General features: G+C 60.7%; 9 protein-coding genes and 2 riboswitches. Of the genes, 5 read left to right on the top strand and 4 right to left on the bottom strand.

All coding sequences use genetic code 11. The annotated features are described in order from the left end of the window. Positions 1–155: 155 nt before the first annotated feature. The 3 genes from ACOI8A_RS00955 (at position 156) to nfuA (ending at position 4,304) form a co-directional block, all read left to right on the top strand. A complete protein-coding gene (locus ACOI8A_RS00955) occupies positions 156–2,450 on the top strand; it encodes a fatty acid cis/trans isomerase (protein WP_420649154.1) in 2,295 nt (764 codons plus the stop codon). Between the two features lie 178 nt (positions 2,451–2,628). After that, complete coding sequence (locus ACOI8A_RS00950; RefSeq protein WP_420649153.1) at positions 2,629–3,630, top strand: acyltransferase family protein; 1,002 nt, start codon at positions 2,629–2,631, stop codon at positions 3,628–3,630. An 89-nt stretch (positions 3,631–3,719) separates the two neighbouring features. Next, positions 3,720–4,304 (top strand): Fe-S biogenesis protein NfuA, encoded by a 585-nt coding sequence (gene nfuA, locus ACOI8A_RS00945; protein ID WP_420649152.1) that lies wholly within the window; start codon positions 3,720–3,722, stop codon positions 4,302–4,304. A 147-nt stretch (positions 4,305–4,451) separates the two neighbouring features. Here nfuA and cobM read toward each other — a convergent pair whose 3' ends face one another. From cobM to ACOI8A_RS00925, 4 genes are all read right to left on the bottom strand, one after another. Beyond that, positions 4,452–5,198, bottom strand: coding sequence for a precorrin-4 C(11)-methyltransferase (gene cobM, locus ACOI8A_RS00940; RefSeq protein WP_420649151.1), 747 nt, complete (start codon positions 5,196–5,198; stop codon positions 4,452–4,454). Positions 5,199–5,289: 91 nt separating this feature from the next. Further along, positions 5,290–5,703 (bottom strand): cobalamin biosynthesis protein, encoded by a 414-nt coding sequence (locus tag ACOI8A_RS00935; protein WP_420649150.1) that lies wholly within the window; start codon positions 5,701–5,703, stop codon positions 5,290–5,292. Continuing rightward, positions 5,700–6,401, bottom strand: a complete 702-nt coding sequence (locus ACOI8A_RS00930) for a CbtA family protein (protein ID WP_420649149.1) — start codon at positions 6,399–6,401, stop codon at positions 5,700–5,702. Before ACOI8A_RS00930 ends, ACOI8A_RS00935 begins: the two co-directional genes overlap by 4 nt. Positions 6,402–6,412: 11 nt before the next feature. Beyond that, a complete protein-coding gene (locus tag ACOI8A_RS00925; protein WP_420649148.1) occupies positions 6,413–6,610 on the bottom strand; it encodes a CbtB domain-containing protein in 198 nt (65 codons plus the stop codon). Between the two features lie 120 nt (positions 6,611–6,730). Further along, positions 6,731–6,952: riboswitch (cobalamin riboswitch) on the bottom strand. 887 nt (positions 6,953–7,839) lie between these two features. Then, positions 7,840–8,053, top strand: a riboswitch (cobalamin riboswitch). Positions 8,054–8,152: 99 nt separating this feature from the next. Between ACOI8A_RS00925 and cobW the strand changes: the two genes are divergently transcribed. Both cobW and cobN read left to right on the top strand, forming a co-directional pair. Next, a complete protein-coding gene (gene cobW, locus ACOI8A_RS00920) occupies positions 8,153–9,226 on the top strand; it encodes a cobalamin biosynthesis protein CobW (RefSeq protein WP_420649147.1) in 1,074 nt (357 codons plus the stop codon). 3 nt (positions 9,227–9,229) lie between these two features. Then, complete coding sequence (gene cobN, locus ACOI8A_RS00915) at positions 9,230–12,991, top strand: cobaltochelatase subunit CobN (protein ID WP_420649146.1); 3,762 nt, start codon at positions 9,230–9,232, stop codon at positions 12,989–12,991. Positions 12,992–13,208 lie beyond the last annotated feature (217 nt).

Below are 13,208 nucleotides of genomic sequence, written 5' to 3'. Positions count from 1 at the left end.
GACTACTCGAAAAAGACCATGACGAAGGGCCGGGATCATAACAAACCTGTGCGCTTTTGGAGCATGTAGGCTTTTTGCATGAATATCGCTCATGTTGGTGCGGGCGTCATAACGGTAGAATCGCGAACTTTTTTTCTCAACACCGGACCCGCCACATGTCGCACCGCATCATCAGCATTGCATTGCTGTTATTGAGCTGGGGCGCTGCGGCGCAAGATCCCGCTGTCTCGTCTGCGATTTCCTACACCCGCGATATTCAACCGATCTTCACCGAGAAGTGCGTGTCCTGCCATGCGTGCTACGACTCTGCCTGCCAGCTCAACCTGGGCAGCGGCGAAGGCGTGGCGCGCGGTGCGAGCAAGTTGCCGGTCTACGACGGCGAGCGCACGCAAGCGGCGCCGACCACCCGACTGTTCTATGACGCTTTCGGCAAGCGCGCCTGGCAACAGAAGGGCTTCTATTCGGTACTCGATACCCAAGGCAGCCAGGCAAACCTGATGGCGCGCATGTTGGAACTTGGGCACAGCGTGCCGTTGCAGCCCAACGCCAAACTCCCGCCAGAGATCGTGCTGGGACTCAATCGCGCCAATACCTGTGCAATGCCGGGCGAATTCGAGGGTTATGCCGGTGCGCATCCGAAGGAGGGCATGCCGCTGGCGGTCACCGGTCTGACCGATCAGCAATACCAGACCCTGCAACGCTGGCTCGCCTCGGGGGCGCCGATCGACGAACAAGGCCTGGCGCCGAGCGCACAGGAAGCACTGCAGATCGTGCAGTGGGAAAATCTGCTGAACCGCCCCGGTGCGCGGGAAAGTCTGGTCGGACGCTGGTTGTTCGAGCACTTGTATCTCGCCCACATCTACTTCAAGGATGGCGAGCCGGGGCATTACTTTCAGTGGGTGCGCTCGCGCACGCCGAGCGGTCAGCCGATTGACCTGATCGCCACCCGCCGCCCGAACGATGATCCTGGCACGCAGGTTTACTACCGCTTGTGGCCGGTGCAGGGCGTGATCGTGCACAAGACCCACATCACCTATCCGCTCAGCGCGGCGAAGATGGCGCGGGTCAAGAGCCTGTTCTACAGCGGCAAATGGCAGGTCAACGCCTTGCCCGGTTACGGGCCGCAGGGCCGGGCCAATCCGTTTGCCACGTTTGAGGCGATTCCGGCGCAGGCGCGCTATCAATTCATGCTGGATAACGCTGAGTACTTCGTGCGCACCTTTATTCGCGGGCCGGTGTGTCGCGGACAGATTGCGACCGACGTGATCCGCGACAACTTCTGGGCGCTGTTTCAGGCGCCCGAGCATGATCTGTACATCACTGACCCCAACTATCGCGGCCAGGCTACGCCGTTGCTGGCGATGCCGGGCCAGAACGACGACGTCGGCAGCGTTCTCGGCCTGTGGCGCGACTACCGTGACAAGCGCAACGAATACGAAGCCTTGCGCCGCGACAGTTACGCTGATCTGCCAGCTCCGGGGTGGTCGACGTTGTGGGCTGGAAACGATAACGCGCTGCTGAGCGTCTTCCGCCACTTCGACAGCGCTTCGGTGACCAAAGGCCTGATCGGCGATGTACCGCAGACCCTGTGGCTGTTCGATTACCCGCTGCTGGAACGCACCTATTATCAGTTGGCGGTCAACTTCGATGTGTTCGGCAATGTCTCGCATCAGGCGCAAACCCGCCTGTATTTCGACTTGATCCGCAATGGCGCCGAGCAGAATTTCCTGCGGCTAATGCCCGCCGATTCGCGCGAAGACTACCTCAACGATTGGTATCAAAGTGGCGGTCAGTTCAAGATGTGGCTGGATTACGAAGCCATCGACGACGACAAACCGACCGGGCTGAAACTCAACGAAAACGACCCGAAACGTGATTTCGCCATGCAGTTGCTCGCGCGTTACGGCGACCTGAATGCGCGGCCCGACCCGATCAACCGTTGCGCAAACGCCTATTGCTCGCGGCCGAACATCGATCCGGCACTGCAAAACGCCGAGCAGGCGCTGAGTCGTCTAACTTCGCGTCCGGCCGCTGGCCTCAAGGTCATCGATCAACTGCCGGAAGCAAGCATGCTGCGCATCGAAACCCGCAGCGGCAAGCGCGTGGTTTACAGCCTGATACGCAATCGCGCGCACAGCAACGTGGCGTTTTTGCTCGGCGAATCGCTGCGTTATCAGCCGGGGCTGGACACTTTGACGATTTATCCGGGCGTGCTCAGCAGTTATCCGAATTTCATCTTCAATGTCCCGGCGAATCAGGTGCCGGCGTTTGTCGATGCCATGGAAGGCGCCCGCGATCAAGCGCAGTTCGAACGCATCGTCGAGCGCTGGGGGATTCGCCGCAGTCATCCACAATTCTGGTTTTACTTCCACGACTTGAGTCAGTACATCCACGAAACCGAGCCGGTGGAAGAGGGTGTGCTGGACATGAACCGCTACGAGAATCTTTGATCTTTTGCGCGAGGTCCGCTGTCCCACCTCTAAGCAACACCGCAAGTCCCCTGTAGGAGCTGTCGAGTGCAACGAGGCTGCGAGCTTTTGATTTTTTAGAAGCAAGATCAAAAGATCGCAGCGTGCCGCAGCTCCTACAGTCGGACGGTGTGAGTTGGAGGCGTGTGGAGGGCAATTGATGTTGATTTCAGTGCAAGCCCTGCGTGCGCTCGCGGCCTGGACCGTGGTTTGCCATCACTTCATGCAGATTTTCTTCGACTTCAATGCGCGTGGGCCGATTGGCCAGTTGTTCATCGACAAAGGCGCGGTGGGCGTCGATATCTTCTTTGTCATCAGCGGGCTGGTGATTTTTCTGTCGACTGAAGGCAAAGCGCTGCCGCCGGCGCGTTTTCTGTTGTATCGACTGTTTCGCATCGTCCCGGCGTATTGGCTGTACACACTGCTGATGGCGCTGCTGGTAGTGGTCGCCCGGCCGTTGCTGCCGGATCAGTCGGTGGACTGGAGACACGTGCTGGCGTCGTTACTATTTATCCCGACCGAGAATCCGGGCGGCTATGGCATTTATCCGACCCTGAATGTCGGCTGGACGCTGAATTACGAAATGCTCTTCTACGTGCTGTTTGCCTGGGCGCTGTTGTTTCGCTTGCAGGTGCGGCTGCTGGTGGTGGCGGCGCTGTTATTTGCGGTGTGTCAGGCGTGGACCGGGTTTGGCTGGGTCAGCGAGTTTTATCGCTCGGACATCGTTTATGAATTCTTGCTCGGCATCGCGATCGGCATGCTCTATCGGCGGGGCTGGATTGGCGCGGGGTTGTGGTTGCCGTTGATCGGGATTGGCGCAGCGTTGATCGCGATTTATCGGCTGCCACCAGCGCCGAGATTATTCAATTGGGGCGTGCCGAGCGCGGTGTTGGTCATGGCGTGTATTGCGCTGGAGCGTTACGTCGAAGGCAATCGGGTACTCAAACTACTCGGTGATTGCTCGTATTCGGTGTACCTGATGCATGTGCTGGTATTGTCGGCCGGCGGATTTATCGCCAGCCGTTATGCGATCAATCCATATTTGATGTTCGTTGTGTGTGCGCTGGCGATTGGTGTCGGTTCGTGGTTGAGCTATGAATGGGTGGAAAAACGCAGCTATCAGTGGCTTAAAGCGCGAGTCGACGACAAATCAGCGACTTAGGCGGTTGCGAACTATTCCTACGTAAATACTAGGACTTTGTGCCGCGCGCCGATTGGCGTAAACTCCGCCCAAGCCTGCGAGGAGTTTCCATGACCGCTATTACCATTACTGACGCCGCCCACGATTACTTGGCCGATCTGCTTTCCAAGCAGAACACCCCAGGCATCGGCATCCGCGTCTTCATCACCCAGCCTGGCACCCAGTACGCCGAAACCTGCATTGCCTATTGCAAGCCGGGCGAAGAAAAACCGGAAGACACCGCGCTGGGGCTGAAAAGCTTCACCGCCTACATCGACAACTTCAGCGAAGCGTTTCTCGACGACGCGGTTGTCGATTACGCCACCGACCGCATGGGCGGCCAACTGACCATCAAGGCGCCAAACGCCAAAGTCCCGATGGTCAACGCCGACAGCCCGGTCAACGAGCGCATCAACTACTACCTGCAAACCGAGATCAATCCGGGGCTGGCCAGTCACGGCGGTCAGGTCAGCCTGATCGATGTGGTCGAAGACGGCATCGCCGTGTTGCAGTTCGGTGGCGGTTGCCAGGGTTGCGGCCAGGCTGACGTGACCTTGAAGGAAGGCATCGAGCGCACCTTGCTCGAGCGCATTCCGGAGCTCAAAGGTGTGCGTGACGTGACAGACCATACGCAGAAAGAAAACGCCTACTACTAAGTAAGGCGTTCGCTGCGACCAAAAAAAAACGGTGCCCGTGAGCACCGTTTTTTTATGCGTGAAGCCTAAGAGCTCGCAGCCTTCGGCAGCTCCTACATTGGAATGCATTTCCCTGTAGGAGCTGCCGAAGGCTGCGATCTCTTGATCTTATGGCCGGTAAAGATGGGCGTGCCCGGCGCGATACAGCGAGGACTCGCTGAAGTGATCGCTACCCAACACGCGCCCGACCAGAATCAACGCCGTTCGCCTAAAACCTTTGGCTGCAACCTTCTCGGCAATATCCTCAATGGTCCCCACCACCCAATCCTGATCCGGCCACGTCGCCCGGTGAACCACCGCAATCGGGCAATCAGCGCCGTAATGCGGGAGCAATTCAACCAGGATCTTCTGCAGATGATTGACTCCCAGGTGAATCGCCATGGTCGCGCCATGCTGCGCCAGACTGGCCAGTTCCTCACCGGCCGGCATCGCGGTTTTGTCCGCATAGCGCGTCAGAATCACGCTTTGCGAAACATCCGGCAGGGTCAGCTCAGCGCCCAATAACGCCGCGCAAGCCGCCGTAGCTGTCACACCGGGAACGATCTCGAACGGGATCGACAACTCACGCAAGTAACGAATTTGCTCACCAATCGCGCCATACAGACTCGGATCACCGGAATGCACCCGCGCTACGTCCTGCCCCTTGGCATGCGCACCTTTGATCAAATCAATGATCTGCTCCAGATGCAGCTCGGCGCTGTTGACCACCGTTTCTGCCTGATGCCCCTCCAGTACCGCCTCGGGTACCAGCGAGCCTGCATAGATGATCACCGGGCAATTGCGGATCAGCCGCTGGCCTTTGACGGTGATCAATTCCGGGTCGCCGGGGCCGGCGCCGATGAAGTAGACGGTCATCGTTGAATCCTGTGAAAAGGGCAGGGTGACGCTGCACAAGCGCGCTTCAGATGAAGATTGCTCATGATCGAAAGCGTGGATTATCGGGAATTTACGCCGCGCCAGCCAATGCCAGTGTTGCCTGCGCGTACTTTTGCCGGGAAATCAGCAGTTTTGCCGGGGCGCTGATCAGTTGTTCGGCAAGCGCCAAAGCGGCACTTTCCGCCACGCCATAGCAGCCGGTGCGTTCAAAAGCGATTTGCGAATGGTGACTCAAGCGCTGCTGATAACTGGCCAGTTCTTCACTGCTGAAATACAGCAACGGTAGCGCCAGTTGTGCAGCCAGCTCTTGCAGGCCGGGCTCATCGCGTTTCAGGTCGATGCTGGCCAAGGCTTTGACGGCGTCGAGTTCGATGCGATGGGCCTGCAAGGCCTGGTCAAGCAACGCGCGCAGCGTACTGGCCGGGCAGCCACGCTGGCAGCCCAGGCCGACGACAAAGGTCGGCGCTGCGCGGGTTTCGGTCATGCCTGGTATTGACCTTCGCTTTTGCGACGGAACAACCACGCACTGATCAGGCCCAGAGCCAGCCAGAACGCGACGTTGGTCAGTTGCGAGGCGATTTTGAACTGCGCTTCCAGCGCTTCCGGCGCGAGCATCGAATGCACTTCCGGTTGCGGCGCGCCGATCACGTGCGGCACCGCGAGGATCGCCACGCCGAGGATCTTCATCAGCCAGGGACGGCTGAACGCGATCAGCGACAGGCCGACAGCGGTGGACGCCGCGGTGCCGATCCACCATATCTGCCGCGAAGCCAGATCCGCCGCCGCAGTGCCCGGCAATTCAGGTGGCAGGCCCATGGTCGGCGCCAGCACGAAAGTCGCGTAACCGGCCAGACCCCAGAGCAGGCCCTGCGAAGTTTTGGTCGGCGCACGCAGGGTGTACAGACCCGCGAGCATCAGCGCGAAACCAACGGCTACTACCAGATTGCCGCCAGTGGTCGAAACCACGCGCTGCCAACCGTCTGCCGGTTCCCAGGCTTCGCCATCGTGGGTGTGCGCGGCGGTGCCGGCGGCGTGTTCGTGAACTTCCGCCACAGGCTCGGACTTCTCGTAAGTCTCGGCCTGCAGAATCAGCGGCGACACCCAGAAACTTTGCAGCAGAGTGAGGAGCAGGGCGGCCAGCAGGCCGGTGAAACCTGCGGTTTGCGCAATACGCTTGATCATGTCGTCAGGTCTCAGTGGCACGGGAACGCGGCGCTGTGGCGGGTATCGTGCGCGGCGTTGTGCACCGCTTCGATGTGCGAGAAACCGGCGAAGTAGACCAGGCACGCGCCGAGAATCGACGCGAAGATCGCGGCCGTCAGGCGTTGGCTCAAGGTGTTGGTGCTGGCGAAACTCTTGTCAGTGCTGCCGCTGCTGCTGATGATCGACATGGCGCGTCCCTCTGGAATGTCAGCGGGGTGACAGAGCGCATGCAAACCCCTGCGAGCCGGGCACGCAGAGGTTCAAACAGCGCCCGCCCACCGCGGGTTGTTATGTTCAGTGACGCAAAATGCGCACTGTGTGTTGCGGGCCGGTCTCCGGGCTCACGAGGGGTTGGCAGTTGGCCGACCGGCAAGCGTCACCTTCCCATGCCAATCGCACAGTGGATCTGACGCTTCGCTCGCTTACCGTTGCGGGGGCAGCACCGGACTGACATGGCTTTGGAGTAAAGCACATGATTCACCGGTTTCCCGTTTCACCCTGTGAAGGGCACCCGTAACAAGGTGTGTAGGAGAGCATGGGTTGGGGTTTTTAGTCAATTTTGTGGGGGCATATCCGTTGCTGCGGTTGTGGCTGCTTAGGGTTCCGCCCTGACGGCGGGTCACTTTTTCCAGACGCCGAAAAAGTAACCAAAAAGGCTTTACCCTGACGTTCGGCCCTCGCTGTGGCTCGGGTTCCTTCGCTCCGGGATTGTTCCGGGCGCATCGCCTCCGGTTTGCTTCGCTGCACCTCCTCTCGATGCATGCGGCTGCGCCGCACGGTCGCTGCGCTCCCACCCCCGGATCAATCCCTCCACTCAGCCTGCCGACGGGCGCTTGAGATCAAGAGCTGCACTCGAGCTAACGCTCATTGTGTTGAGTGGTGAGGGGCGGGGGTTCGGCTGTGGTTTTGCGGTGGATTCACCCCTCACCCCAGCCCTCTCCCCGAGGAGAGGGAGCCGATTTGTGGTCTTTTCATAGTCTGAGTTCGACTCGGTATTTCACGTCGGCGTAGCTCTGCCAAACCACTCGGTCAGTTCCCTCTCCCTCTGGGAGAGGGCTAGGGTGAGGGGCTCTTGATCCGGCTTTTGATGTGGCTTTTGATCTCCAGCCCCATCGGCAGGCCGAGCGTAGGCGCTCATCAGGGGTAGGCGCGCAGCGCCGTGCGGCGAAGCCGCATACATCGAGAGGAGGTGCAGCGCAGCAAACCGGAGGCGATGCCCCCTGATGGGCGCCGGAGCGAGGGAACACTGAGCCTAAGCGAAGTGCCGTACGTCAGGGAGAAGCCTTTTTGGTTACTTTTTCGGCGTCTGGAAAAAGTGACCCGCCGTAAGGGCGGAACCCTAAGAAGCCATCACCGCAGCAACGGATAAGCTCACAAAACCAAAAAAACCACCCATTGACCCACCCCCACTCGATGCGTAGCCTTGCCCCTTCGAGGTTCTTCGGCCCACGCCGAAGCTAAGAAGGGAACGCGGTCCAAGCCGCGGCTGCCCCCGCAACTGTGAACGGTGCTGTTCGCTGCCACGCCACTGCCAACTCTGCCGACAGAGCCAGCGGGAAGGCGCAGTGAACGCCAGGCCCAACGCCTGAACACCGTCAGCCAGGAGACCTGCCTCGACACAGATTCTCAATTTAAACCGGGCGGGGTGATCCGGTGGCGAACTCTCCAGGCACGCACGCACGCTGCCGGTTCTCGTCCCGTATGCCCGCCACCTTGCCAAAGGGCATCCGATGAAAACACTGGCCAAACTCCCCGTCACCATCGTTACCGGTTTCCTCGGATCGGGCAAAACCACGTTGCTGCGGCACATGCTCGACAACGCGCAGGGCCGACGCATTGCGGTGATCGTCAACGAGTTTGGCGAGCTGGGCATCGACGGTGAAATCCTCAAGCAATGCACCATCGGCTGTTCCGAAGAAGAAGCGGTCGGCCGCGTCTATGAACTGGCCAACGGCTGCCTGTGCTGCACCGTTCAGGAAGAGTTCTTCCCGGTGATGCGCGAACTGGTTGCGCGTCGCGGCGACCTCGACCACATCCTCATTGAAACCTCGGGCCTGGCCCTGCCAAAACCTCTCGTGCAAGCCTTCCAGTGGCCGGAAATCCGCAGCGCCTGCACGGTTGATGCGGTAATCACCGTGGTCGATAGCCCGGCCGTGGCCGCTGGCACTTTCGCCGCGTTCCCGGATCAGGTCGATGCCCAGCGCAAACTCGATCCGAACCTCGATCACGAATCGCCGCTGCACGAATTGTTCGCTGACCAACTGGCCAGCGCCGATCTCGTCATCCTTAACAAGTGCGACCTGATCAACCCGGAAGACCTCGCTCGCGTGCGTCTGGAAGTCGCTGAAGAGCTGCCGCCTGCGGTGAAAATCATCGAAGCCAGCAGTGGTCGCGTGCCACTCGACGTGCTGATCGGCCTCGGCGCCGGTTCCGAAGAACACATCGACAGCCGCCACAGCCATCACGACCATCACCACGGTGAAGGCGATGACGACCACGATGACCACGATCACGACGCCTTCGATTCGATCTCCATCGAGCTGCCGCAAGCTGACGAAAGCCTGCTGCTCGACGCGCTGACGCAACTGGTGGTCAAGCACGGCATTCTGCGCGTGAAAGGTTTTGCGGCGATCCCGAACAAGCCGATGCGCTTGCTGATTCAGGGTGTGGGCACGCGTTTCGATAAGCATTTCGACCGGCAGTGGGGCGCTGATGAAGCGCGGGTCACGCGTCTGGTGTTGATCGGTCAGGAACTCGACGCCGCACAACTCGAAGCGCAACTGCGCGCTGCGCTCAGCGTTTAAGCCATGCACCTGCTCAGGACCCAGCCCGGCGGATTCGTCTCGGATGACAACATTGCCGACCTCGGACAAACCCCTGCTGAAATGGTGATTCTGTGCAGCGGCGATTCCAGCCTGGCGCTGCTCGCCGAAGCCGCGCAGCAACTGCCGGAAGATTACCCGAGCGTGCGCCTGGCCAATCCGATGCAGGTGCAGAATCACGCCTCGGTCGATCTGTATGTCGACGAAGTATTGCGCCACGCCAAGGTCATTCTGATTTCGCTGCACGGCGGGATCGGTTATTGGCGTTACGGCGTCGAGCGTCTGGTCGAGTTGTCCGAGCGCGGCGTGCAGGTGATTCTGGTGCCGGGCGATGACCGACCGGATCCGGAACTCAGCGATCTGAGCACCGTTAATGCCGAGGATCGTGACCGGCTCTGGCAATTCTTGCGTCAGGGCGGCATGGCCAATGCACTGGATTTTTTCCGTTGTATGGCCAACCTTTGGCTCGACCGCGATTACCCGTGGGGTGAGCCACAAACCCTGCCGCGCACGGCGATTTACCACCCACATAAAAGCACCGCTGCACTGAGTGACTGGCAAGCCGATTGGCTGCCGGAGCAACCGGTCGCGGCGGTGTTGTTTTATCGCTCGCATTTGCAGGCGGCGAACACGGCGTTTATCGATGTGTTCTGTCAGCGCTTGCAGGCTGCGGGACTTAATCCGCTGCCGATTGCCGTGGCCAGTTTGAAAGAGCCCGGCTGCCTGTCGGTGGTCGAGGACTGGCTGGATGAAGTCGAGGCCGGGGTGATTTTGAACACCACCGGATTCGCCCAGTCCAGCCCGGAAGCGCCGCATCTGCGGCCATTTCGTCGCAACATTCCGGTGATTCAGGCGATCTGTGCGCAGGACAACGAGCCCGGCTGGCGCGCCAGCGAGCAAGGCCTCGGCCCGCGTGATCTGGCGATGCACATTGCCTTGCCGGAACTCGACGGACGCATCATCAGCCGGCCGATCAGCTTCAAGGATCTGGCCTGGCGCAGCGAGCGCAGTCAATCGGATGTGGTCTGCTACCGCGCGCAACCCGAACGTATGGATTTCGTCGCGCAACTGGCGCGGCGCTGGATCGATCTGGCACGCGTGCCGAACGCAGAAAAACGCATCGCTTTGATCCTCGCCAACTACCCGACTCGTGATGGGCGGATTGGCAACGGCGTCGGCCTCGACACGCCAGCGGCGGCGCTGAATATTCTGCGTGCATTGCAGGCCGAAGGTTATCCGCTGCCCAGCGAGTTGCCGGGCAGTGGCACTGAGTTGATTCAGCAATTGCTCGGCGGCGTCAGTAATGACCTCGATACTCTCGATCAGCGTCCATGCCAGCAAAGTCTGGCGATGGATGACTACCTGACAATGTTCAACGCCTTGCCCGAAGCCAATCGCGCGGCGGTGCTGGAACGCTGGGGCACGCCGCAAACCGATCCGATGTGTCGCGATGGACGGATGATGATCGCCGGTTTGCGCTTCGGCCTGACCTTCGTCGGCATTCAACCGGCACGCGGGTATCAGGTTGATCCGAGTGCGGTGTATCACGACCCGGATCTGGTGCCGCCGCACGCCTATCTGGCGTTCTATTTCTGGTTGCGCCAGACCTACGGCGCGCACGGTGTGATCCACGTCGGCAAGCACGGCAACCTCGAATGGCTACCGGGCAAGGGCGTCGGCCTGTCGGAGAACTGCTGGCCGGACGCACTGCTCGGGCCGCTGCCGAACGTCTATCCGTTCATCGTCAACGATCCGGGCGAGGGTGCGCAGGCCAAACGTCGCACGCAGGCAGTGATCATTGATCACCTGATGCCGCCGCTGACCCGCGCCGAAACCTACGGCCCGCTGCGCAATCTGGAACTGTTGGCCGACGAATATTACGAAGCACAACTGCTCGATCCACGCCGCGCCCGCGAGCTGCAACGCGACATCCTGCAACTGGTGCGTGAGACGCAGATCGACCGTGAGTTGCAACTGGACGATGGCCTCGACAGTGACGCCGACGCGGCGATCTGGTTGCCGCGTCTGGACACGTATTTATGTGATCTGAAGGAATCGCAAATTCGCGATGGCTTGCACATTTTTGGTGAATCGCCGAGCGGGCGCTTGCGCATCGACACGTTGCTGGCACTGCTGCGCATTCCGCGTGGTGACGGCAAGGGCGCGCAATCGAGTTTGTTGCGCGCGTTGGCCAAGGCTTTTGAGTTGGGGTTCGATCCGCTGGATTGTGCGTTGGCTGAGCCTTGGGTTGGGCCGCGGCCTCCGCTGTTGCAAGCGGTCAGCGAAGAACTCTGGCGCACCGCAGGCGATACCCGCGAACGTCTGGAATTGTTCGCCGCGCAATTGATCGAGCAGACACCGCCGCTCCCACAGGATGCGTGGTGGGCCGACGTTCGCGCAATCATCGATAGCCTGCGCGAAGTTGTTGCTCCACGCCTCGACGCCTGCGGCCCCGCCGAAATGCGCGGCCTGCTTGACGCACTCAGCGGTCGTTTCGTCCCCGCCGGCCCGAGCGGCGCGCCGAGTCGCGGTCGCCTCGACGTGCTGCCGACCGGACGCAATTTCTATTCGGTGGACGTACGCAATCTACCGACCACCACCGCGTGGCGCATCGGCTTCCAGTCGGCGACGCTGATTCTTGAGCGGCACTTGCAGGACCACGGCGATCACCTGCGCCAGCTCGGCCTGTCGGTGTGGGGCACGGCGACCATGCGCACCGGCGGCGACGACATCGCGCAGGCCATGGCGCTGATGGGCGTGCGCCCGGTGTGGGCCACCGGCAGCCAGCGCGTGGATGATTTCGAAATTCTGCCGCTGAGCCTGCTCGACCGCCCTCGCGTCGATGTCACGCTGCGCGTCTCGGGATTCTTCCGCGATGCCTTCGCCAACCTGATCCGCCTGTTCGACGCTGCCGTACAAGCCGTAGCCGAACTGGACGAACCGGACGACCTCAATCCGTTGGCTGCCAAAGTCCGCGCCGAACGTGCGGCACTGGAACAATCCGGGCTGGATCAAGAAGCAGCGCGACGTCAGGCCGGTTGGCGCATCTTCGGCGCCAAGCCCGGTGCCTATGGCGCAGGCGTGCAGGGCGCGATCGACGGGCGTCTGTGGCAGAGCCGCGAAGATCTGGCCGAGGTTTATCTGAACTGGGGCGCCTACGCTTACGGCGGCTCTGATGAAGGCACCGCCGCCCGCGAACAGTTCGTGCAGCGCCTGAGCCAAGTGCAAGCGGTGCTGCAAAATCAGGACAACCGCGAGCATGACTTGCTCGACTCTAACGACTATTACCAGTTCCAGGGTGGCATGCTCGCGGCGGTGGAAACTTTAAGCGGTGCAGCGGCCGCCAGTTACCACGGCGATCACAGCCAGCCGGATCTGCCGAAGATTCGCACCTTGAAGGAAGAACTGAACCGGGTGATCCGCTCGCGGGCAGCCAATCCGAAGTGGATCAACGGGGTCAAGCGCCACGGCTACAAAGGCGCGTTCGAGTTGGCGGCGACCGTGGATAACCTGTTCGCGTTCGACGCTACGACGCAGTTGATCGATGATCATCAATACGCGTTGTTGGCGGACGCGTATTTGCTCGACCCGGCGACCCGCGAGTTTGTGCGCGAGCATAATCCGCATGCGTTGCGTGACATGACGGAGCGGATGCTGGAGGCGCAGCAGCGCGGGATGTGGCAGGAACCGGGGGCCTATAAAGAGGCGCTGGAAAATCTGTTGCTGGATATAGAAGAGGATGGATGAGGGTTTTAAAAGCTACCCCTCACCCCAGCCCTCTCCCTAAGGGAGAGGGGGAAAGGGAGCAGATCTCCATCGCATTCAGCTCCGGAGTTCGACGCGGTATTTCACGTCGGCGGACTTCTTGAGTGCAACACGGTCAGTCCCCTCTCCCTCTGGGAGAGGGCTAGGGTGAGGGCAGCCCCCCTGACACCCCACAAAACTCAAGACCACCACCGACCAC

It is taken from the genome of Pseudomonas sp. P4795 (genome assembly GCF_048822895.1).
Taxonomy (GTDB): Bacteria; Pseudomonadota; Gammaproteobacteria; order Pseudomonadales; family Pseudomonadaceae; genus Aquipseudomonas.
This window is presented reverse-complemented; position numbering and strand designations above follow the sequence as displayed.

What these genes read in the sequence shown, in the direction of transcription:
- ACOI8A_RS00955 (WP_420649154.1), top strand. Translation starts at nt 156, where the DNA reads ATGTCGCACCGCATCATCAGCATTGCATTGCTGTTATTGAGCTGGGGC.
- ACOI8A_RS00950 (WP_420649153.1), top strand. Translation starts at nt 2,629, where the DNA reads ATGTTGATTTCAGTGCAAGCCCTGCGTGCGCTCGCGGCCTGGACCGTG.
- nfuA (WP_420649152.1), top strand. Translation starts at nt 3,720, where the DNA reads ATGACCGCTATTACCATTACTGACGCCGCCCACGATTACTTGGCCGAT.
- cobM (WP_420649151.1), bottom strand. Translation starts at nt 5,198, where the DNA reads ATGACCGTCTACTTCATCGGCGCCGGCCCCGGCGACCCGGAATTGATC.
- ACOI8A_RS00935 (WP_420649150.1), bottom strand. Translation starts at nt 5,703, where the DNA reads ATGACCGAAACCCGCGCAGCGCCGACCTTTGTCGTCGGCCTGGGCTGC.
- ACOI8A_RS00930 (WP_420649149.1), bottom strand. Translation starts at nt 6,401, where the DNA reads ATGATCAAGCGTATTGCGCAAACCGCAGGTTTCACCGGCCTGCTGGCC.
- ACOI8A_RS00925 (WP_420649148.1), bottom strand. Translation starts at nt 6,610, where the DNA reads ATGTCGATCATCAGCAGCAGCGGCAGCACTGACAAGAGTTTCGCCAGC.
- cobW (WP_420649147.1), top strand. Translation starts at nt 8,153, where the DNA reads ATGAAAACACTGGCCAAACTCCCCGTCACCATCGTTACCGGTTTCCTC.
- cobN (WP_420649146.1), top strand. Translation starts at nt 9,230, where the DNA reads ATGCACCTGCTCAGGACCCAGCCCGGCGGATTCGTCTCGGATGACAAC.